This window comes from Shimia ponticola, from assembly GCF_007995215.1.
GTDB classification, from domain to species: domain Bacteria; phylum Pseudomonadota; class Alphaproteobacteria; order Rhodobacterales; family Rhodobacteraceae; genus Shimia_B; species Shimia_B ponticola.
Genome location: NZ_VCDK01000006.1, coordinates 440,932 through 462,347 on the forward strand (window position 1 = coordinate 440,932; position 21,416 = coordinate 462,347).

The 21,416-nt window shown below is 58.6% G+C and carries 19 protein-coding genes; 10 read left to right on the top strand and 9 right to left on the bottom strand.

What is annotated here, in order from left to right; genetic code table 11:
* Positions 1–74: 74 nt before the first annotated feature.
* The 3 genes from pta to pdxR form a co-directional block, all read right to left on the bottom strand.
* Positions 75–1,091, bottom strand: a complete 1,017-nt coding sequence (gene pta, locus FE702_RS15655) for a phosphate acetyltransferase (RefSeq protein WP_147127253.1) — start codon at positions 1,089–1,091, stop codon at positions 75–77.
* Positions 1,092–1,114: 23 nt separating this feature from the next.
* Entirely contained in the window at positions 1,115–2,908 is a 1,794-nt protein-coding gene (xsc, locus tag FE702_RS15660; protein ID WP_147127254.1) for a sulfoacetaldehyde acetyltransferase, read from the bottom strand.
* 280 nt (positions 2,909–3,188) lie between these two features.
* On the bottom strand, positions 3,189–4,640 hold the full coding sequence (pdxR, locus tag FE702_RS15665; RefSeq protein ID WP_147127255.1) for a MocR-like pyridoxine biosynthesis transcription factor PdxR: 1,452 nt from the start codon (positions 4,638–4,640) through the stop codon (positions 3,189–3,191).
* A 239-nt stretch (positions 4,641–4,879) separates the two neighbouring features.
* On the opposite strand from pdxR, the gene FE702_RS15670 reads away from it, so the two are divergent.
* The 4 genes from FE702_RS15670 (at position 4,880) to FE702_RS15685 (ending at position 9,259) form a co-directional block, all read left to right on the top strand.
* Positions 4,880–5,863: a hypothetical protein gene (locus FE702_RS15670; protein WP_147127256.1), complete on the top strand. Its 984-nt coding sequence runs from the start codon at positions 4,880–4,882 to the stop codon at positions 5,861–5,863.
* Positions 5,864–5,973: 110 nt separating this feature from the next.
* Positions 5,974–7,005: a YeeE/YedE family protein gene (locus tag FE702_RS15675; protein WP_147127257.1), complete on the top strand. Its 1,032-nt coding sequence runs from the start codon at positions 5,974–5,976 to the stop codon at positions 7,003–7,005.
* 191 nt (positions 7,006–7,196) lie between these two features.
* Positions 7,197–8,597: a selenium-binding protein SBP56-related protein gene (locus FE702_RS15680; RefSeq protein WP_147127258.1), complete on the top strand. Its 1,401-nt coding sequence runs from the start codon at positions 7,197–7,199 to the stop codon at positions 8,595–8,597.
* The gene (locus FE702_RS15685) at positions 8,594–9,259 is read left to right on the top strand and encodes a hypothetical protein (RefSeq protein WP_147127259.1); all 666 of its coding nucleotides are present in this window, start codon (positions 8,594–8,596) and stop codon (positions 9,257–9,259) included. Before FE702_RS15680 ends, FE702_RS15685 begins: the two co-directional genes overlap by 4 nt.
* Positions 9,260–9,826: 567 nt before the next feature.
* Here the strand turns inward: FE702_RS15685 and FE702_RS15690 are convergent.
* Positions 9,827–10,192 carry an HIT family protein gene (locus tag FE702_RS15690; RefSeq protein ID WP_147127260.1) on the bottom strand — a complete coding sequence of 122 codons (366 nt, stop codon included), beginning with the start codon at positions 10,190–10,192 and terminating at the stop codon, positions 9,827–9,829.
* Positions 10,193–10,280: 88 nt separating this feature from the next.
* Here FE702_RS15690 and FE702_RS15695 point away from each other — a divergent pair, with 88 nt between their 5' ends.
* Positions 10,281–10,709 carry a MarR family winged helix-turn-helix transcriptional regulator gene (locus FE702_RS15695; RefSeq protein ID WP_147127261.1) on the top strand — a complete coding sequence of 143 codons (429 nt, stop codon included), beginning with the start codon at positions 10,281–10,283 and terminating at the stop codon, positions 10,707–10,709.
* Positions 10,710–10,859: 150 nt separating this feature from the next.
* Here FE702_RS15695 and FE702_RS15700 read toward each other — a convergent pair whose 3' ends face one another.
* Positions 10,860–12,239: an aminotransferase family protein gene (locus tag FE702_RS15700; protein ID WP_147127468.1), complete on the bottom strand. Its 1,380-nt coding sequence runs from the start codon at positions 12,237–12,239 to the stop codon at positions 10,860–10,862.
* A gap of 332 nt (positions 12,240–12,571) precedes the next feature.
* On the opposite strand from FE702_RS15700, the gene FE702_RS15705 reads away from it, so the two are divergent.
* From FE702_RS15705 to FE702_RS15715, 3 genes are all read left to right on the top strand, one after another.
* Positions 12,572–13,561, top strand: a complete 990-nt coding sequence (locus tag FE702_RS15705) for a taurine ABC transporter substrate-binding protein (protein WP_147127262.1) — start codon at positions 12,572–12,574, stop codon at positions 13,559–13,561.
* Positions 13,562–13,718: 157 nt separating this feature from the next.
* Positions 13,719–14,525 (top strand): ABC transporter ATP-binding protein, encoded by an 807-nt coding sequence (locus tag FE702_RS15710; RefSeq protein WP_147127263.1) that lies wholly within the window; start codon positions 13,719–13,721, stop codon positions 14,523–14,525.
* Entirely contained in the window at positions 14,522–15,832 is a 1,311-nt protein-coding gene (locus FE702_RS15715; RefSeq protein WP_147127264.1) for an ABC transporter permease subunit, read from the top strand. The genes FE702_RS15710 and FE702_RS15715 overlap by 4 nt, the downstream gene beginning before the upstream one ends.
* 52 nt (positions 15,833–15,884) lie before the next feature.
* Here the strand turns inward: FE702_RS15715 and FE702_RS15720 are convergent, their stop codons facing one another.
* Positions 15,885–16,559, bottom strand: coding sequence for a GNAT family N-acetyltransferase (locus FE702_RS15720; protein WP_255449707.1), 675 nt, complete (start codon positions 16,557–16,559; stop codon positions 15,885–15,887).
* 51 nt (positions 16,560–16,610) lie between these two features.
* A complete protein-coding gene (locus FE702_RS15725; RefSeq protein WP_147127265.1) occupies positions 16,611–17,468 on the bottom strand; it encodes a LysR family transcriptional regulator in 858 nt (285 codons plus the stop codon).
* A 124-nt stretch (positions 17,469–17,592) separates the two neighbouring features.
* On the opposite strand from FE702_RS15725, the gene cuyA reads away from it, so the two are divergent.
* A complete protein-coding gene (cuyA, locus tag FE702_RS15730; protein ID WP_147127266.1) occupies positions 17,593–18,615 on the top strand; it encodes a D-cysteate sulfo-lyase in 1,023 nt (340 codons plus the stop codon).
* 9 nt (positions 18,616–18,624) lie between these two features.
* On the top strand, positions 18,625–19,305 hold the full coding sequence (gene cuyB, locus FE702_RS15735) for a cysteate racemase (protein ID WP_222611820.1): 681 nt from the start codon (positions 18,625–18,627) through the stop codon (positions 19,303–19,305).
* Between the two features lie 154 nt (positions 19,306–19,459).
* Here cuyB and FE702_RS15740 read toward each other — a convergent pair whose 3' ends face one another.
* On the bottom strand, positions 19,460–21,025 hold the full coding sequence (locus FE702_RS15740) for a 2-isopropylmalate synthase (protein WP_147127268.1): 1,566 nt from the start codon (positions 21,023–21,025) through the stop codon (positions 19,460–19,462).
* Between the two features lie 10 nt (positions 21,026–21,035).
* On the bottom strand, positions 21,036–21,392 hold the full coding sequence (locus FE702_RS15745; RefSeq protein WP_147127269.1) for a cupin domain-containing protein: 357 nt from the start codon (positions 21,390–21,392) through the stop codon (positions 21,036–21,038).
* Positions 21,393–21,416 lie beyond the last annotated feature (24 nt).

Genomic DNA, 21,416 nt, shown 5'->3' on the forward strand with positions numbered 1-21,416 from the left:
ACGCTACCGGGTTCAGACCCAGAAGGCCAATGTGCATTGCGCCATTCATTATGCGGTTACAGACTGACACTCGCTTATGCACCCAGCGCTCTGGACTGCGCTGCGGTGACAGCGATGATGTTCACGATGTCCTCTGCTACGCATCCGCGGCTGAGGTCATTGGCAGGAAGCGCTAGGCCCTGAAGGACAGGACCGATGGCCTCGGCTCCGCCCAGTCTTTGTGCGATTTTGTAGCCGATATTTCCCGCATCAAGATTGGGAAACACAAGCACGTTGGCCTGACCCGCAACAGAAGACCCTGGTGCCTTCTTTGCGCCGACCGAGGGAACAATCGCAGCATCAAACTGCAACTCCCCGTCCGCTGACAAATCCGGGCGACGCGCCCTCAGATCGGCCAGTGCGTCGGTTACTTTTGTGACGTTGGGATGTGAAGCCGACCCTTTGGTCGAAAAAGACAGCATCGCGATCTGCGGATCACGCTCCATTAAGGCCGCGCAGGATGCTGCGGCTTGTTCGGCAATCGCGGACAGTTCTGTGGCTGATGGATCAATCACCAGTCCGCAGTCAGAAAAGATCATCGCGTCTGCATTCGACCAGTGATCAGATGGAAAGGCCATCAGAAAGAAGCTAGAGACCAGCGCCGCGTCTTTATGTTTGCCGATGATTTGCAACGCGGCGCGGACAGTGGCGCTTGTTGTTTCAACCGCACCACCAACGGTGCCGTCCGCATGGCCAGTACGGACGAGTAGCGCAGCAAAGATGAGACGGTTCTGAATGTCCCGGGCAGCACGCTCTTCTGTCATGCCCTTATGGCCGCGAAGTTCGACCAGTTTTCCCTGAAGTTCGGGTGTAAGCGGAGAGGTCGCCGGATCATGTATCGTGATCCCGGCTGCGTCATCGCCATGATCGTTGAACACGGCCATTACGCGCGCCGTATCACCAACAACCGAGATCTGGGCCATGCCTGCGTCGCGCGCAGAAATGGCAGCAGCGATGACCCGCGGGTCATCGCCTTCGCTCAGCACAATTCGCTTGGGGTCCGACGCTGCGCGTTCGCGCAGCGCCCGAAGGACTGATGGAACCTCGGTCATTCTTGCCTCAAGCCCTGGGTGCTTTACTCAGCAGCCATAGCTGGCTTCTGAGGGACCATATCGTCGGCACTGATACCTGCGACGGATACCGGTTTCTTCATCGCATCGCGGCGGAATGGTTCACCCAATTCCTGATTGATCATCGCTTCGATCAGGGTTGTGACACCGTTTTCCATCTGGTCTTTGACCGCTTGGTTCAGCGCATCGGTCAGTTCGTCCATGGTGCGCGCGACGACGCCCTTCAGGCCACAGGCCTTCGCGATACCCGCATAGCTGACCTGCTCGTCCAACTCCGTGCCGACAAAGTTGTCGTCAAACCAAAGGGTCGAGTTCCGCTTTTCAGCACCCCACTGATAGTTGCGGAAGACGATTTGTGTGACCGGTGGCCAGTCGCCCCGTCCAATCGCGGTCAGTTCGTTCACCGCGATCCCGAAAGCACCGTCACCGGCAAAGCCGACGACCGGCACATCTGGTTGACCGATCTTTGCTCCAACGATGGCTGGCAGGCCGTAGCCACAAGGCCCAAACAGACCGGGGGCAAGGTATTTGCGGCCTTCGTCGAAGTCTGGATAGGCGTTGCCGATGGCGCAGTTGTTGCCGATGTCGGACGAAATGATGGCTTCACGCGGCAGCGCTGCTGTGATCGCGCGCCACGCCATGCGGGGGGACATCCAGTCCGGCTTGTCCGCACGGGCACGCTCATTCCATGTGGTGCCAGGATCATCCTCTTCATGGGTCATCGAGGTCAATTCCTGCGCCCATGCAGATTTCTTTTGCGCGATGGTGGCCTTGCGCTCTTCGCGGCCTGCGTCGCCCGCGGTGTCGCTCAGTTGGCGCGTGATGCCTTTGGCAACCTTGGCGGCGTCACCCACAATGCCGACTGTCACCTTTTTCGTCAGGCCGATGCGGTCTGGATTGATGTCGACCTGAATGATGGTCGCATTCTCGGGCCAATAGGTCATGCCATAGCCCGGCAGGGTGGAGAACGGGTTCAGACGTGTGCCAAGGGCCAGAACAACGTCGGCGTCCTTGATCAATTCCATCCCGGCTTTTGAGCCGTTGTAGCCCAGCGGGCCCGCAAAGAGAGGGTGGTTGCCGGGGAATGCGTCATTGTGCTGGTAGCCCACGCAAACTGGCGCGTCCAAACGCTCTGCCAGTTCCATTGAGGCTGCGATCCCGCCTTCGGACAGGACAACGCCTGCACCGTTCAGGATGACCGGGTTCTTGGCGTCTGACAGGATGTCAGCAGCTTTCGCGACCGAGTTCTCGCCGCCTGGCGAGCGTTCGAATTCAATGGGGTCCGGGATGTCGATGTCGACGACTTGGGTCCAGAAATCGCGTGGAATGTTGATCTGCGCAGGGCCGGACAGGCGTTTCGCTTGGCTGATCACGCGGGTCAGGACCTCGGCCACGCGGGACGGGTCACGGACCTCTTCCTGATAGGCGACCATGTCCTCGAACAGCTTCATCTGTTCGACTTCCTGGAAGCCGCCTTGGCCAATGGTTTTGTTGGCAGCTTGTGGCGTCACCAAGAGAAGTGGCGTGTGGTTCCAGTAGGCTGTCTTAACAGCCGTCACGAAGTTGGTGATGCCTGGCCCGTTTTGCGCGATCATCATCGACATTTTGCCGGTCGCGCGGGTGTAGCCGTCGGACATAAAACCAGCCGACCCTTCATGCGCGCAGTCCCAAAACTTAATGCCAGCGGCGGGGAAAAGGTCGGAAATTGGCATCATGGCCGATCCGATAATGCCAAAGGCATGTTCGATGCCGTGGCGCTGAAGGACTTTTACAAAGGCTTCTTCGGTGGTCATTTTCATGGTGTACGGCTCCCCCTTGGGTGTGGCGTGGCGAATGCGTGAATCGTGCGGAGAGTATGCGATTGGATGGATCGCTGATAGGGCCATCAGATTTTACTGGATCAGTCCAGAATTGCAAAGGGTCTCTGAAAATGGATCATCTTGTCTCAATAATTGAGAAAATGGTGGGATTTTGGCGGATTGCACCGCGTGTCTGGACCGATTTTGCGCATTTGCCCAGCGCTGGTTGCCGGATTTTTGCGCAACGGCCCGCATCGCTGCGGCTCTCATCGGGCAAAAGCTACCCTTTGGCCAGCACCTTTGCGATTTTTGCGATTCCGTCGGGGATCAGATTCGACGGGATCGAACTATAGGCCAACCGGTAGAAACGGTCGCTGTCCTGCGCTGCAAAGAACGGAGCGCCGCTTTCGATCAACACGCCCTCTTGCGCGAGCGCCTCGATCAGGGCGGTGGCCGATGGCCCGCCAGTGTCCATCCAAAGCGACGAGCCGCCGAAAGCGCCGCGCCCTGCGATCATCAATCCATTGGCGCGGATAGCCTTTTCAATCGTCTCGCGCCGCTCTTGCAGCGCCCGCGATGTCCGACGGATCAGGGCATCATAGTGGCCCAATGACAGGAAATAGGCCGCCGTGCGTTGAATATGCCCCGGAGGGTGCCGCAGGACCGTCGCCCTCAGCGCGCGTGCTTCGCGGATAAACTCGGCTGAGCCTACAAGGTATCCAAGGCGGAGACCGGGAAAGAGCGATTTCGAGAAACTGCCGACATAGACGACACGCCCTTCGCGATCGAGACTCTTCAGTGCGGGCGACGGGGCCTTGAGGAACGACATCTCGAACTCGTAGTCATCTTCTACGATCAGGAAATCATCGCGTGCGGCCTTGGCCAAAAGGGCCTGTCTGCGGTCGACAGGCATGGTGGCGTTGGTCGGGCACTGGTGAGACGGCGTTGTAAAGACAACGTCCGTGTCGCCGGGAATTTCATCGGGGGGCAGGCCGTCACCATCGACCGGGATCGCGTCCAGATGACAGCGCATCTGCGTGAGAATGTCCCTGAGCGACGGATAACAGGGATCTTCGATTGCGGCCCGACGATGCGGCGTGAGCAACACCTGCGAGGCGAGCCAAAGCGCGTTCTGAGCGCCCATTGTCACCAGAATTTCGTCGCTTTGAGCTACGATACCGCGCCTTGGCAGGGTGTGACGCGCAATGAATTCGATCAGTTTGGGGTCGTCTTGATCGTGGTAATCCGTCGTCAGCGCGTCAAAGTCGCGCTGGCCCAATGCCTGCAAGGCGCAGAGCCGCCAGTTGGGGATATCAAACAGCGTTGGATCGGCCTGTCCATAGATGAACGGGTATTTGTAGCTCCGCCAATTGGTCGGTTTTACCAATGCACGACGCTGGCTGAACTTCCGGGTCAGAACCCTGCTCCAGTCGACCTTGTCTTCGCGCGTGGTAAGGGGGAAGGATGGCGTCTGCGGCGCGCTGTCCGAGACATAATAGCCTGAACGACCTTTGGCGCTGATGTAATCCTCAGCAACAAGCTCGGTGTAAGCCAGCGTCACGGTAATGCGGCTGACCCCAAGCTGTTGTGCCAGTTTCCGCGAAGATGGCAGGCGTTCGCCGCGTTGGAACCGACCGCTCAGAATGCCTTCTGCGATCATCTGTTGGATCTGCGATTGCAGTGTCCCCTCTGCATCCGGGTCAAGAAAAAGGGTCTCTGCTGGAATGGCCATCTGGTGTGATCCGGGCTTTGAACTGGACTTATCGTTAGTCGAGCCAGAACGGATGCACAACCCACGCCCATTTGGTGGATACGCCAATCTGCCGTCCAAAGGGGGGCCGCCGCGGCCAAGCGCACCACCGGACGAAAACCAACCACGCGTGAGGATGCAAAAGTATGAAATTATCGCTTTGCCGAACCATCTTTTTTGCTAGGCTCAGCTTACGCTCTCGTCCGCAGGAGGCCCCTGAAATGGCTCCAACTTCGCGTGTTTCAGTTTTTGTTGGCCTGTTACTTTTTCTAATCGCATCAATCGCCGCATCTGCTGCTGTCGCGCAAAGTGGAGCAGTTCCGCAGTGGCTACGCGCGCATGTGGGCACAGGCGACGGTCAGATTGCGCCAATCGTTCTCGAGCGCGCCCGCGCGCATTACCAAAAAAAACGGCGCAGCGGAGCGGTTAAGAACCCCTGTTACATGGCGATGGATGCAACGCGCCCCAGCATGCAGGCAAACGGCCAAATTGGACGCAGGTATTACATCATTTGTGAAAGCCAGCGGACGTTCCGGGCGATTTCGTCCGGCTATGGAAATGGCCGGAAACTACCTGCTGCGGATTTCTCGAATGGGCGCCAATGCGCGCGGAATTTCAGCAATGCCTTGGGCTCTAACCTGACCGCCGGCGGGCGTTACGTCACCGCAGAGACCCGGACGTCGTTCAAAGGCTTCTACACCGAGGCCAAGATCACCAAGCCGTTCTACCGCCCATTCCTCGTTTTCGATGGCGAGGGCGAGACCCGCAACGCGCGCGACCGGGCGATTGGCGGCCATCAGGCGGCGTTTCTCAGATGGCAGTGCCGACTGGGCAATTCAGGCAGTCGTCATGTCGACGCAGACGGATACGTGCCATTCGGTCGGCTGGTTGATTACACAAGCGGACGCAGCAACGGTTGCACGACTTGGTCCGAAGCGGACTCCAAGGATGTGCTTGCCTTGGTTGAGGGCAATCCGACGACCTTGTATATATATCCTGAGTCCAAGGATATTGACGCGGTTCGCACGGCCATCCGTGATCGCAAGTCGCTGACACAAGAAGGCCTTTATTGGAACAGCACCTGCCTGAGCCAGATCGGCGCGCCGCGTTTCTGGCCCAAGCGCAAGCTGCAACCGATCATCCGAAAATGGCGTAAATCTCTACCGCAAAGCCCGGCGCGCGTCCTGCCGATCTGCGGCGCCTGACGCATCCATTTATGCGACACGGTACGGGTGCCAAACAGGCGCCTCGTCACGAAGCTTGCTCTTGCGGCGGATTTCTATAGACACGGTCCATTACATTCAAGGAGTGGAATGTGTTTGAGGATCTGGGATTTGTTGAGTTGACCGCGAAACAGGTCTCGGTCTGGTTTGGGCTGTGCCTTGGGCTGGCCTTTGGAGTCATGGCTGAAATCACACGCTTCTGCTTTCGCCGTGGCGTGGTGAAATCCCCCGACCGAAAGCAGGCGCTGGGTGTTTGGCTGACGGCCTTTGCCTTTGCCATTCTGTCGACCCAAGCCGCTGTGGCCCTGGGATTTGTGGATTTCGCGGATCACCGTCTTTACGCGACAAACATGCAGGTTCTGGCCATCGTGGTCGGTGGGCTCTTGATGGGGACAGGCATGGTTCTGACTCGTGGGTGTCCCTCTCGGGTGACTGTCCTTTTCGGCACAGGAAACCTGCGCGCCGGTTTGGTGGCGCTGATCTTCGGTATCGTTGTGTTGTCCACGCTCAAAGGGTTGTTGGCTCCGGTGCGCCTCGGATTGGGAATTGCGACGGTCTCACCCGAGTGGCAGGGCTTTGTCGATCTGCCCGGCGGTGCCTTGGTATGGGCTGTGATCCTTGCGTCAGGGGCGCTGGTCTATGCGGCGCGCAGTGGTGCGCGCGTGCGTGACTATATCCTTGCCGCGTTGATTGGTGTTCTGGTGGCCGTCGGTTGGGTGGGCAGTGGCTATGTTCTGTTTGATGAATTCGACCCCATCGCCATGGAAAGCCTTGGCGCAACCTTGCCATGGTCCGAGATGACCTTCTGGACAGTCGCGTCTTCATCCATCCCCGCCAGTTTCGGCGTCGGTTTGATCGGTGGCATGATTGCTGGTGGCCTTGTGGCATCGGTTGCTGGCGGGCGGTTCAAGCTACAGGGATTTAACGGTGGCCCCGAAACCCTTCGTTACGTGATCGGTGCCGTCCTGATGGGCGTTGGAGGTGTGTTGGCAGGTGGATGCACCGTTGGGGCAGGCTTGGCTGGGATGTCCACGCTCAGTTTTGCGGCCTTGATTGCCATTCTCAGCATTGCGGCAGGTGGGGTCATTGCGGACAGGCTGGTCGACCGACGCGCAGCGGTCTGATTCATCGAAACAGCTTTGCAGCACGCAGACCAATTGCGCTGATTGCGGCGGCAATCCGCGCTTTGGGTTCCGGCCCTGCCGCAACGCAGCGACTCATTTCCTTGACGCAAGACAGGATTCTCGCGGACGCTCCCCCCATTGTTAAAAAATACAACGGCCCGCAACGACGGGTCACCATGGGAGGAAACCATATGAACGTGCGGCCTGATCCGTCATTTTACCCGTCACCCAAGGATGCGATGAACGCGCCGCCAGAAAAGCTGGCGTTTACGCTCATGCTCTCGCCGGACTTCAGCCGCGAGGATGGCTTGGCCATCGTCGATGTTGATCCAGACAGCGATACCTACGGGCAGATCGTCCACAAGGTGATGGTGCCGTACAAGGGCGATGAGTTTCACCATTTTGGCTGGAATGCATGTTCGGCTTCGCTTTCGCCCATGTCAGGGCATGCGTTTTTGGAGCGGCGCTATCTGATCATCCCCGGCATCCGGTCGAGCCGCATCTACATCATGGATGTGAAAGAGCCGCTCAAGGCCAAGATTCACAAGATCATCGAGCCGGAAGAGGTGTTTGAGAAAACGGGATATTCCCGCCCGCACACGATCCACTGTGGCCCTGAAGGTATCTATGTTTCCACGTTGGGCGGCGGTGGTGAGGATGGCACCGACGGACCGCCCGGAATCTTCCTTTTGGATTGTGAGACGTTCGACATCATTGGTCGGTATGAAATCGACCGTGGCACGCAGGACAAACACTATGATTACTGGTGGAACCTGCCGCAAAACTACATGGTCAGCTCGGAATGGGGCCTGCCGCCACAGTTTGAAAACGGCGTCGTCCCAGAGGACTTGCTGAGCAACAAATACGGCCACCGCATCCACTTCTGGGACCTGAGGTCGCGCAAGAACGTGCAGACGATTGACCTCGGCGCAAACCACCAGATGGCGCTGGAAATCCGGCCTGCGCACGACCCGGCCAAGAGCCACGGGTTCGTGGGCGTTGTGGTCGATACCGAAAACCTCGAAGGCGCGATTTTCACGTGGTGGAAGAAAGAGGACGGCACATTCGACGCCAAAAAGGTCATCACCATCCCACCGCAACCTGCGGATGCCGATGATCTGCCTGAGTTGCTGAAAGGCTTTGGAGCGGTGCCTGCGCTGGTCACCGATATCGACCTGAGCCTTGATGACCGGTTCCTCTATGTCGCGTGCTGGGGGCAAGGTGAGATGCATCAGTATGATGTGTCCGACCCGATGAACCCGGTTCTGGCCGGCAAGGTCGAAATCGGCGGCATCGTCAAAAAGACCAAGCATCCCAACGGCAAGGACTTTGGCTATGGCCCGCAGATGGTCGAGATCAGCCGCGATGGGAAGCGGGTCTATTGGACCAACTCGCTCTACTCCACATGGGATGATCAATTCTATCCGGGTGACCGGGGGGCTGCGATGGTCATGGCCAATGTCGGAGAAGACGGTGGTCTGACACTGGCCGAGGACTTCTGGGTGGAATTCCCCGAAGGCTATCGGTCACACCAGATCCGGCTGGAAGGGGGCGATTGCTCTACCGACAGCTTCTGCTACCCGAACGTATGATGGAAATGGAAACCGCGGCGGGCCTTTGGCTCGCCGTGATTGTCTCGGGCCTCTACCACGGGCTGAACCCCGGAATGGGGTGGCCGTTGGCCGTGTCTGCGGCGTTGATGGAACGCAAGCCATCGGCGCTGTATCGAGCGCTTGGCGCGCTTTCGGGTGGTCATCTGCTGGCGATGTTGATTGTGTTGGTTCCGTTTGCCGCCATGTCCGCTCTTGTGCGTTGGCAGGTCGAAATTCAGGTCGGAGCGGCTCTCATCCTTTTGGCTTTGGGCCTCTATTTGGCCATCACGAAACGGCATCCCCGGTTTCTGGCGCGGGTGAAACCGCACCAATTGGGGCTCTGGTCGTTCTTAGTCGCGCTCGCTCATGGTGCCGCTTTGATGCTGGTGCCGATCTATTTGGGGCTGTGCGCCATCGACGAGTTGGATGCCGGTCACGCCGCCGCCAGTACATTGATGCAAAACGCGGGGCTGCTGTTTGTTGTCGCGATCGCTCACACGCTGGCGATGCTTGTCTCAGGCGGTGCACTTGCCGTCGGCGTCTACCGCTGGTTCGGCTTGCGCGCTATTCACCAGACATGGATCAACACCGAGGCCATCTGGGCATGGAGCCTCGTCGGCGTTGGAGCGTTCACGCTGGTTTGGGCCTTGGTGGGGCACTAACAGGCCGCCGGTAGAGCGTGCCCTTCCAATGCTCACGCTTTGGCGATCTTGGCCCTTCGAACCCCGCGCGGTTAAGGTGATCGGCAATATACTGGTTCATCACGGCGTGACCGATGAGAGCCACTGAGCGCCCCGGCGTAGCAAGGATGATCAACCTCTGGGCCGCGCGCTCCGCGCGAGCTGAAAACGCGCGATGGCTTTCGCAGTTGCTTGAGTGGCCTAGACGCCAAAGAACACGTGCTCCGACAAACCAGACCACATTTGGCAGTTTGCAAAAGGGACGTGCCCGACCTTGTGTAAAGAGGTCGGGCAACTCGGCTTCATTGAAAATAGGATCACAGCAGTCGGGCGTGCGCAGCAAAAGACCCGCGGTTGCGATGGACCGCGCGCGCGTGCTGCTGATCACCGTGTCATACCTATGAGCGATGTTTGGCGGCGCGGTTGGCCGCAGCGGGGCGGTGTCATATTGGGTAACGAGGTGTCTGAACCGGGATCGGTCAGACCATTGCCATTCATTGAATGCGACACGCCCATGCCGAAACAGCGTGATCTTGGCCTCATGCGCCGTCACGTATTGCTTGCCGGTCGGGCAGGGGGCGGAGCCATGTCACCTTTGCGCCGTGGAATGATGTGAATGTGTGTGTGGAATATCTTTTGCCCAGCAACGGCTCCGATGTTCGAGCCGTAATTCACGCCTTCGATTGTAGCATCAAGCGATTTCAAGTCGTCGATGCACTGCATAGCAAGCTGATGCATCGCTTCGCGTTCTTGGGCTGTTGTCGAAAAGACGTCCTCAGAATGGCGTTTGGGAATCACCAAGGTATGAAGCGGTTTGGCCGGGGATGTATCGCGCACAGCAAAGGCCAGATCATTCTCTGAAATGATCCCGAGGTTGTCGCGCTCACAAAAGACGCAAGGGGAGTTGCAGGACATGAAACCCTCTTCAATTTGCCTTGCTCTACGCAATCGAGACCATATAGTCAATATAGTTGACTAAACTGAGCAAGCTGAGAAACCATACATGACACGGACGTCAAATCCGCCTCTTGGACGCTTGTTGAAAGATGCGTTCGACACCTACCATGCGCGTATCATCGACGATCTTGCACAGGCGGGCTTCTCCGATGTGACGCGGGCGCAAGGACTTGTTCTGGCCATGATGGGGAGTGAGCCGGTGCGCGCCGTTGATCTTGCTGAAAAGCTGGGGGTCTCGAAACAGGCACTGTCGGTGACGGCAAAGGAACTGATCCACAAAGGCTATCTCGCGGACGCAGCTGACCCAAATGACGGCCGCGCCCGTAAACTGACGCTCAGCGAAAAGGGTATCGCCATGAAAGCCGCAGGCGAAACGGCGCGTCGCCAATTCGAAACAAACCTCCATCTGGATCTTGGATCGGCCACATACGATAGCCTGATCCAATCCCTACGGAAAATCGCGGATCAACTTTGACCGCCCAAAGCGACGCATCGACCCTTCTATGTTTTAGGAAACTCCCGCCGGAGGCTCGCCGCCGTAGGCGGCGCCCCCTTGGGTCACAGGCAGCGAAGCTGCCGAAGAGGGAGGTGGGCGGGACCAAGCGGCCCCGCATGCAGCCGGGATTTAGCCGAACACTCGTGTTAGCGCTTGATCAATGCCGTCCGTGATGGCGTCGATGTCGCTCTCCGTGGCGATCAGCGCAGGCGACAGGCACAGGGTGTTGTTGAACCCTTCAAACGACCGGTTTGTCGCGCCGATCACCAGGCCTTGCGCCATGCAGTCTGCGACGACGGCTTGAACCTTGCTCTCATGCACAGGCTCTTTGGTTGCGCGGTCGACAACTAGTTCCGCCCCGGCGAATAGACCCTTGCCGCGCACATCTCCGATGATCGCGTGTTTGTCTTTGAGCGCATGCAGGTTGTCCATTAGGCGCGCGCCCATGGCGTTGGTGTTGTCGAGGAGGTTCTCATCCTCGATGATCGCCATATTCTCAAGTGCCGCCGCCGGACCTGCGGTGCAACCGCCAAAGGTCGAGATATCGCGGAAGTAGTTCAGCGGGTCGCTGCTATCGTCCTTGAACATCTGGAACACCTCTTCGGTGGTCACCGTGCAGGAAATAGCGGCGTAGCCGGAGGCCACACCCTTGGCCATTGTGACGATGTCCGGCTTCACGCCGAAATGCTGATAGCCGAACCACGTGCCGGTGCGGCCAATCCCGCAGACAACTTCGTCAATCACCAGCAGGATATCGTACTTTTTGCAGATTTCCTGCACCTTGTCCCAATACCCCTTGGGTGGGGTGATCACACCGCCGCCGGCGGTTATGGGTTCAAGGATCAGACCGCCAACGGTGTCGGCACCTTCACGCAGGATCACCTCTTCAATCGCCTCGGCGGCGCGGACGCCGTATTCCTCGGTTTCCCACTGTGCGCGATACTCAAGGCAATGCGGCACAGCCACGAAACCATCGGGGAAGGGACCGTACTGCGCATTACGTTGGTGGTGGCCGCCCGACGCCATCGTGGCAATGGTTGTGCCGTGATAGTCGCGTTCGCGGAACAGGATCTTGTTCTTTTTCCCGCCATAGCGCTTGTGCGCGATCTGGCGGATCATCTTGTAGGCTTTCTCGTTCGCCTCAGAGCCTGAGTTGGAGAAATAGACGCGGCTCATGCCCGGCATCTTTTCTATCAGGCGGGCGGCAAAGGTCGCCGCCGGGATCGAACCTGCCGCTCCGGCAAAATAGTTCATCTTGACGAGTTGGTCGCGCACGGCATCTGCGATGCGTTCGCGGCCATAGCCGACATTGACGGTCCAGACCCCGCCAGAGACTGCATCAATGTGCTCTTTTCCCTTCTGATCCCACACGCGCATGCCCTTGCCCTCGACGATGATGCGCGGGTCAACCGTTTCGAACGGGGCGTGTTGGATAAGGTGGTGCCAGACATGGGCGCGGTCGTTTTCGACCACATGGCTCAGATCGTTTGCAGGGAAGTTTCCGTCCATCATGGGTCCAGCTCCGGAGAAAAACAGCGTCAATTGAGTCGATGGGAAAGCATAAGCCGGAACATTTCACCAAGCTATAGGGCCAGTGTAAGGGCGCCTGTGTGTCCAATTGTGCCGGATCATTCCCGAAACGCATCTAAGTAGGGCAAACCCGCACAAAAATACGGTCATGGAACAGGCGGTTTCAAAACTCACCAAAATTTGCCCTTTTTCCAAAGCGCCAAACATGCTTGGCTGCGCCGGCACGGCGTCGGGTCTGCACGTCAGGACCGGCAAAGACAGCTGCGGAGCGTGGCAAACACGCACGTAAGAAACGACACGGGAGAAACCAAATGAAAAAACTCATGATGAGCGCAGGCGCGCTTGCTATCACGGCTGGCCAGGCGTTTGCGGGCGGTCACGGCGAGATCACCGTCGGCTATTTCCTTGAGTGGCCGATGCCATTCCAAGCGGCCAAAGTTGCTGGCACCTATGATGAAGAACTGGGCGTCAAGGTGAACTGGGTCGCATTCGACACCGGCACCGCAATGTCGGCTGCGATGGCGTCAGGCGACGTCCAACTGTCGGTAAGCCAAGGTGTGCCACCTTTCGTGGTTGCGACTTCGGCCGGTCAGGACCTGCAAATCGTCGATGTGGCTGTGAGCTACTCGGACAACGACAACTGCGTCGTGAACTCGGCACTTGAGATCGACAAAGACAGCGCAGGCGAACTCGCCGGCAAGACCGTCGCCGTTCCACTCGGCACGGCCGCGCATTACGGCTTCCTCAAGCAGATGGACCACTTTGGCGTGGCTCTGGATAGCTTGACGGTTGTTGACATGGCTCCTGCAGAAGGTCAGGCGGCACTGGCGCAAGGCTCTGTCGACATGGCATGCGGCTGGGGCGGTGCACTGCGCCGCATGAAGGAATCAGGCAACGTTCTGTTGACCGGTGCTGAGAAGGAAGAGCTGGGCATTCTTGTGTTCGACGTGACGTCGGCGCCATCCGACTTCGTGGCCGAAAACGGTGATCTGGTCGCCAAGTTCCTCGAAGTGACCGCAGCGGCCAACGCCCAGTGGGCAGACGGCAACCCAGTCGAAATGCTGGCAGCTATCGCAAAAGATGCCGGCATGAGCGAAGAAGATGCAGCCGGGTCGCTGGCGACATTCGTCTTCCCGACGACCGAAGACCAGCTGTCTGAGAAGTGGCTGGGCGGTGGCGCTCAGGAGTTCATGAAAGGCGTGGCCGACGTGTTCGTTGCAGCCGGTTCGATCGACGCGGCGAAGGCGTCCTATGCGGACAACGTGAACACCGGGCCGCTGGCAACTGCGAACTCGATGTAAGAACTTTGGTGGGTGGACGGGCTGTGCCCGCCCACCCACCCTTCTTTGGGGGGCGTTGCCCCCCTATCCCCCCCCAGAGTTTTTTCGGAAAGATGAAGAAAGAACCTGGGAAACAAGCCAACAGTAGGGGCTTTGGCCCTGAGGGGAGTAAGCGGATTTGTCCGGTCTACTAATCAATGACATTTCAATGCGGTTTGATCTGCCCAACGGTGGACATGTTCAGGCATTGAAGAACGTTTCGCTGGATATCAAATCCGGCGAATTGATGAGCGTGCTTGGCCCGTCGGGCTGCGGGAAAACCACGCTCTTGAATATCGTCGCGGGGTTTCTGGCCCCGACCGAAGGTGAGATCACGCTGAATGGAGACAGGGTTGTCGGCCCCAGCCCAGAACGCGGGATGGTGTTTCAGCAAGGTGCGCTGTTCGAATGGATGAGCGTGCGGGACAACGTGTCCTTTGGCCCTGATATGAAAGGCATGTCGCGCAAAGAAAGCGCTGCAAATGTCGATCACCTGCTTGAGGTCGTCGGCCTGCAGGATTTCAAAGAAAAGGCGGTTTATGAGCTATCTGGCGGGATGCAGCAGCGCGTTGCGCTGGCACGGTGCCTGGCCAATGAGCCGGATGTGATCCTGATGGATGAACCGCTTGGGGCGCTCGATGCGCTGACGCGGGAAAAAATGCAATCGCTGGTGCTCGACCTGTGGAAAGAGACCGGCAAAACAATCATCCTGATCACCCACTCTGTGGAAGAGGCTTTGCTGCTTGGTGAGCGCCTGCTTGTGATGGCGCCGCGTCCGGGCCGGGTTCACAAGGAATACCGTTTGCCTTTTGCCGATCTGGGCGTGGGCAATGACCTGCGTGAGGTCAAAAAACACCCCGAATACAACAGCACACGCGAAGAGATCCTCGAAATGATCTGGAACATGGAAGAGGAGATTATGGGCCGTGCGGAGGAAAACGCATGAGCGGGTTCATGATCCTTGTTCTATATCTTGTTGCGTTCTTCGGAAGCTACCTGATTGCGTCGAACCTGCTTCGCGGGCTGTTTGAGAGCAAGGGCTTCAACAAGCTGAAGACGGTCACTTTCGGCGATGAAAGCGCGGTGGTTGCCAACCGTCTTGCGTCGGTCATCTCGGTTGTGACGGTGTTCTGGTTGTGGGTGGCTTTCACGAACTCCACGATCCCGCTGCCAAAGATGCCGGGGCCTTATCAGGGCGATGTTGAATTCACCTATACGCTGACGTTGCCCGATGGGACCACGGATGATGCGACGGTGGCTGTGCGCGTCTATCGCGAAGATATTCAGCAGACCCGCGATGCCGATGGTAATCCAGGTCGCATCCCGGAAGCGCCAGAGATCGACGAAGGGGATGGCGCGGCGTTGAATGATTCGCTGACGGTCGCGCGCTATGGCTTTAAGGTCATCAACGTCTGGCAGAATGATGCGGTGGCCAAGCGGGACGGGTCGGTTGTGACCCATCTGAATGGCCGACCGGTTGAGCCGGGCGACAAGATCACCATCCCCGAAGGCGAGATTGGCCTGACAGACAAAGGCACGCCGACCTTTGAGCCCAAGACCGGGTTCCGGATGGCCCGGCTGTATTTGCCTGCGCCTGAGGTGGTGCTGGAGCGGTTCTTCCGGCTGAATGAAGAAGGCTATCAGAACTTTACCCTGTGGGAGCATACATGGATTTCGCTGCAGCGGGTCTTGCTTGGCTTTTTCTTTGGTGCGCTTTTGGGCATTCCGATTGGGTATGCGATGGGGCTGACCAATTGGTCGCGCGGGTGGTTTGACCCGATTGTCGAATTCATGCGGCCGGTGCCGCCTCTGGCGCTGATCCCGTTGATGATCATCTGGTTCGGCATCGGGGAATTGTCCAAGGTCATCCTGCTTTTCCTTGCTGCGCTCTGGATCATGATCATTGCAGCGCGGGCGGGTGTGTCCGGTGTGGCCATCACCAAGGTACACGCGGCTTATTCTCTGGGCGCCAGCAAGATGCAGATCCTTTGGAAGGTGATCATCCCGAACTCATTGCCTGAAATCTTTACCGGTGCTCGGGTTGCTATGGGCGTTTGCTGGGGCACGGTTGTGGCGGCGGAACTGGTCGCTGCGGAACGCGGCATCGGCATGATGATCATGGTCGCGTCCAAGTTTCAGCTGACCGACATCATTATCGTTGGGATCATCGTGATCGGGATCATCGGGTTCCTGATCGATATGGGGATCCGGCGGTTGGAGGGCTGGCTGGTGCCGTGGAAAGGCAAAGTCTGATCCAGACTGAAACAGGTCAAAGGCCCCGGCATTGTCCGGGGCCTTTTCGTTTCTAACGCGCCATGAAATCCGTGAGGCGTTTTCGCTGACGTCCGTTCTGGTCGAAGTTGTCCGAGGCTAGCCAGCTTGTGAAAGCGGCCTTGATAAGCGGCCATTCGGCGCGAAGGATGGAAAACCATGCGATATCGCGCTGCCAGCCATCGACGACGGCAGCGTTGCGCCAAGTGCCCTCATGCGTGAAGCCAAGGTTGAGCGCCGCCCGAAAGGACCGTTGGTTTTGAGCCTGACAGCGCCAGACCAGTCGTTCGAAGCCATGGTCGTCCATGCCGAGGCACATCAAAAGAAACAGGGCCTCCCGCGCCGCGCGGGTGCCTTGAAAGCCGGGGGCGAACCAGATGCTGCCAATTTCAAAGGCGCCGTCATCTGGATAGACGTCGCAGATCGAGAGCCACCCCTGTGCGTGTCCGGTCTCATCCGTGGCCATCCAGAAAGGTTGATCAGCGCGTGTGGAAAGGTCTGACAACAGCCGGGCAAGCTGCGATTGGTCTGCAAACGGGCCATATCTGAGATAGGTGAAGCTATCTGCCGCGTCTGACACTACGGGCCAGAGGGCTTCTGCTTGATCGGGCGAAAGTGGGACAAGCTGAGTATATTGGCCCGCCATGATCGCCTTGGGCGGCGTTGACCAGCTCTTGCGCGATATGGGGCGGCCTAGGTCGCGGGACATATGGACAGGTCCTGAGAGTGTGCTCTGACGAGACGTGCGTCGGGTTGCGGCCTAATAACTTGTCTCTTTCAGACGATCCCATGCGGCACGTTCGGCAGGCGATGGCATTTCGTTGAGACGATTGGCCGTCAACTTCATCCGCAGGACCGGCAGATCAGGGAGTTGCACAATCTCGCGCCGTTCCAAGGCACGTTGCGCAAGCGATTGCGGCACCCATGCAAAGCCAACCCCCGCGCGGGCAAGTTCGAGGGCGGCGGTGGTCAACGCCGTCTCGGCCTTGCGTTCGACGGTCAGTCCGGGAAGCAGGTCGCGTTCGCAGAGTTGGCCCAGATAGACGTCCTTAGGATAGGCAATCAGGCCAAGTGGACCGTCTGGCATGGCAGGACTTGCCACCGGGATAAGCTTGTCTGTGCCAAGGTCGGTTGTCTGGAAGAAGTCAGGTTTGCCGGGCATACGGTCCTTGGACGTGCGGAAGGTCAGGGCAAACTCCGCGCCATGCGTCATCAGCATCGCGTAACAGTCATCAAGGTTGGCGGAGCGCAGCCTTACGTTCAGCCCCTCGGACTCGACCAAATCCTCGATCACGCGCGGGGCGAGCGAGGTCGCGATCGCATGTTGCGCGACCAGTGTGATCCGCCGTTCTGCGGTGGCCGACTGCGCACGCAGGTCGTTGACGAGGATCTTGAGGTCCGCCGTGAGGTCGCGAATGCGGCGTTCCTGAGCCGCGGTGGCAGCATTCAGTTGGACGGGCTTGCGTGAGCGATCGAAGAGTTCGACACCGACGTGATCCTCAATCATGCGAATTCGGCGCGAAAAGGCGGATTGAGTCAAAAAGCGCCGCTCGGCGGCCTCGCTGAATGACCCGGTTTCGACAACGGCGAGGATATCTTCGAGCCATTCCAGTCGCATGTGCAGACCCTATTGTGCAATTTCTGCAAGTCATAGCGATGTTTTCGCATTTGCCTAGGCATTTTGGGGTCGCTACGTTTCAGTATCCGCATATTGCGCCCATTCCGAGTCAGGAGCCTTGTCCATGCATCTTGCCCGTTTTCCACGCCTTCATCTGGCGCATTTGCCAACGCCTTTAGAGCCGATGGAGCGGCTTTCGAAAGAACTTGGCGGGCCCAAGCTTTGGATCAAGAGAGACGACTGCACTGGTGTTTCGACGGGCGGGAACAAGACCCGCAAGCTTGAGTTTCTGTTTGCTGAGGCAGAAGCCGAAGGTGCAGATATGGTGATGACGCAGGGCGCGACGCAGTCGAACCATGCGCGGCAGACGGCGGCTTTTGCGGCAAAGCTGGGGATGGAGTGTCATATCCTGCTGGAAGACCGGACCGGCTATAACAATGCGAATTACAACGACAACGGCAACGTATTGCTGGATCACCTGCATGGGGCGACCACGCAGAAATTCCCCGGCGGACATGACATGCCGGGCGAAATGGAACGTGCGGCAGAAGCCAAGCGCGCCGAAGGCAAGAAGGTTTATACCATCCCGGGCGGCGGTTCGAACCCGACAGGTGCGCTGGGCTATGTAAACTGCGCCTTTGAGCTTCTGGGTCAGGCGAATGAACGTTCGCTTAGGATGGATCATATCGTAACCGCCACCGGGTCATCCGGAACGCAGGCGGGGCTTGTCACCGGACTTGCCGCGATGAATGCCAATATCCCTCTGTTGGGCATTGGGACACGTGCGCCGCAACCCAAGCAAGAGCAGATGGTGTTTGATCTGGCGGTTAAGACGGCAGAGAAGATCGGGGCTTCTGGTGCTGTGACACGCGAGATGGTGAAGGCCAACACGGATTACGTGGGCGAGGGCTATGGCCTGCCGACGGAGTCAGGCCTTGAGGCGATCCGGATGTTTGCGGAACTTGAAGGCTTGTTGCTGGATCCGGTGTATTCGGCCAAGGGCGCGGCTGGCCTTATCGATCTGATCCGCAAGGGCCATTTCGACAAGGACAGCAATGTTGTCTTCCTGCATACTGGCGGCTCGGTCGGTTTGTTTGGCTATGACTTTGCCTTTGACCACACGGACCGGCGGGTCAGCATCGGCTAGGAGAGCATCGTGCGCACAATCGGCGTTCTGGGCGGCATGGGGCCAGAGGCGACCATTGCGCTGATGGCGCGTGTGGTAGCGGCAGTGGACGCCAGCGATGACGCCGATCATATTCCGCTGATTGTGGATCAAAACACGCAGGTGCCGTCACGCATCAAGGCGTTGATCGAAGGGACGGGGGAGAGCCCCGGTCCGGTGCTGGGCGAGATGGCTGCACGGTTGGAGGCGGCTGGTGCCGAAGCGCTCGTCATGGCGTGCAACACCGCGCATCACTATGCGGATGCGATCACCAGTCGGGCCGGCATTCCGTTTCTGAACATAGTTGATCTCTCGGTGCGGGCTGCCGTTGCGCGCAGCGACGGGGCGATTGGCGTTCTGGCCTCTCCGGCTGTTGCGCAGGTTGGGTTATATGACGACGTCGTGCAGGCGGCTGGTCGAGAGATTTTGCATCCGGACGGCGATGCCGCCTTGGCGGTGATTAAGGCGGTGAAGGCTGAGGGGCCAACTGCGGATGCTGCGCGGGCGTTGGAAGCTGTGGCGCAGGGCTTGGCGGAGAAAGGCGCTGCGACGCAGATCGTTGCCTGTACCGAGTATTCATTGCTGCTGGAGCAGATTTATGTGCCGGATGTGACGCTGATTGACGCGATGGATGTGCTGGTGGACGAAATCGTCGCGTTTGCCAAAGGCTGAGCCTGTTTGAGAGGGCGTGCCCGCCCGCCTCCCTTCTGCGCGCTTTGCGCTTGAACCCAAGGGGGCGCGCACCTTGCGGTGCGCGTACCTCCGGTGGAAGTTTTTTCAGCAAGAAGAATAGGGGGCGGAGCCGTTCGCCCACTTATATCTTTGATCAGACGTCTTTGTAGCTGACGTCTTTTTCGTCGTAGCCGACGTCGGTTTGTTCGCGGCGTACGATCAGGCGGTTCAGCGCGTTGACGTAGGCTTTGGCGCTGGCGACAACCGTGTCAGTGTCGGCTGACTGACCCGTTGCGATACGGCCTTCTTCGTTCATGCGCACGCTGACGGTGGCTTGGGCATCGGTGCCTTGGGTCACTGCGTGGACCTGATAAAGCTCCAGCCGCGCGTTGTGTGGGAACAGCATCTTGACCGCGTTGAAGGTCGCATCGACTGGGCCGTCGCCGGTGGCGTCGATGGATTTGTCTTCGCCGTCGATTTCGAGCGTCAACTCTGCCTCTTGCGGGCCGTCGGTGCCGCAAACAACGCGCAGGCGTTTGACCTTCAGATACTCGTTTTGATCATCTGCGGCTTCGTCACGCATCAGCGCGATCAGGTCCTCGTCAAAGACTTCCTTTTTGCGGTCGGCCAGAGCCTTCATCCGGACAAAGAGGTCGTTCAACTGGTTGTCGCCCAGATCATAGCCCAACTCGTCCATCTTGGCGCGCAGCGCGGCGCGGCCAGAATGTTTGCCCAAGGGCAGGGAGGTGCCGGACAGACCGATATCCTCTGGGCGCATAATCTCGAAGTTTTCGCGGTTCTTCAGCATCCCGTCTTGGTGGATACCGCTTTCATGGGCAAAGGCGTTCTTGCCGACGATGGCCTTGTTTGGCTGAACGAGGAAGCCAGAGACGGTCGAGACGCGGCGCGAGATTGCCATGATCTTGGTCGTGTCCACGTTGGTGTGGAAAGGCATGATGTCAGAACGCGTTTTCATCGCCATCACGACCTCTTCTAGCGCCGTGTTACCCGCGCGTTCGCCCAGGCCGTTGATCGTACATTCGATCTGACGCGCGCCACCTTCGACAGCGGCGAGGGAGTTGGCCGTCGCCATGCCCAGATCGTTGTGACAGTGGGTGGCAAAGATCACGTCTTCTCCGCCTTCGCATTCCGCGATCAAACGGCGGATCAGGTCTGCGGATTCAACAGGGGCGGTGTAGCCGACGGTGTCCGGGATATTGATGGTGCTCGCGCCTGCCTTGATCGCAATCTCCACCACGCGTTTCAGGTAGTCCCACTCGGTCCGCGTCGCATCCATGGGCGACCACTGCACGTTGTCACACAGGTTGCGGGCGTGAGTGACCGTGTCGTGGATGCGTTCGGCCATTTCGTCCTGTGTCAGGTTCGGGATGGCGCGGTGCAGGGGTGAGGTGCCGATAAAGGTGTGAATGCGGGGCTTGCCTGCGTTCTTCACGGCCTCCCAGCAGCGGTCGATATCTTTGAAATTCGCGCGGGACAGGCCGCAGATCACGGCATCTTTCGATCGGCGGGCAATTTCGGAGACAGCGTTGAAGTCGCCTTCGGAGGCAATGGGAAACCCTGCCTCGATGATGTCGACGCCCATGTCGTCCAGCATTTCGGCGATTTCGAGTTTTTCTTCGTGGGTCATCGTCGCGCCGGGGCTTTGTTCGCCGTCGCGCAGGGTGGTGTCGAAGATGACGACGCGGTCAGTCGTGGTCATGGCATTATTCCTAGATATGGTCTTTGGCGGCGGGTGGTTGTCCGCTGTCGCCTGTATTGGGTTCCCCTGCCGGTTCGATCAGCAGGACATGGCATTCTTCTACCGCGCGCGGACGGTGGACAGCCTGCGCCGGGACAACGCAAAGCTCGCCCGCGCGCACCCGTAGCGGGTCACCATCCTCGCGGTCCATGAACATCTCGCCCTTGAGGACGAGAAAGAAATCGTCGGTGTCGTCGTGTTTGTGGAACGGAAACTCACCTTGGAATTTCACGACCATCACGTCATTGCCATTGTAGCTGGCGACGACCTTTGGGTCCCAGTGGGTATCAAACAAGGCCAGCTTGTCAGCCAGATTGATCGTTTGCATGTCGGGTATCTTTGCTTGGGTCTG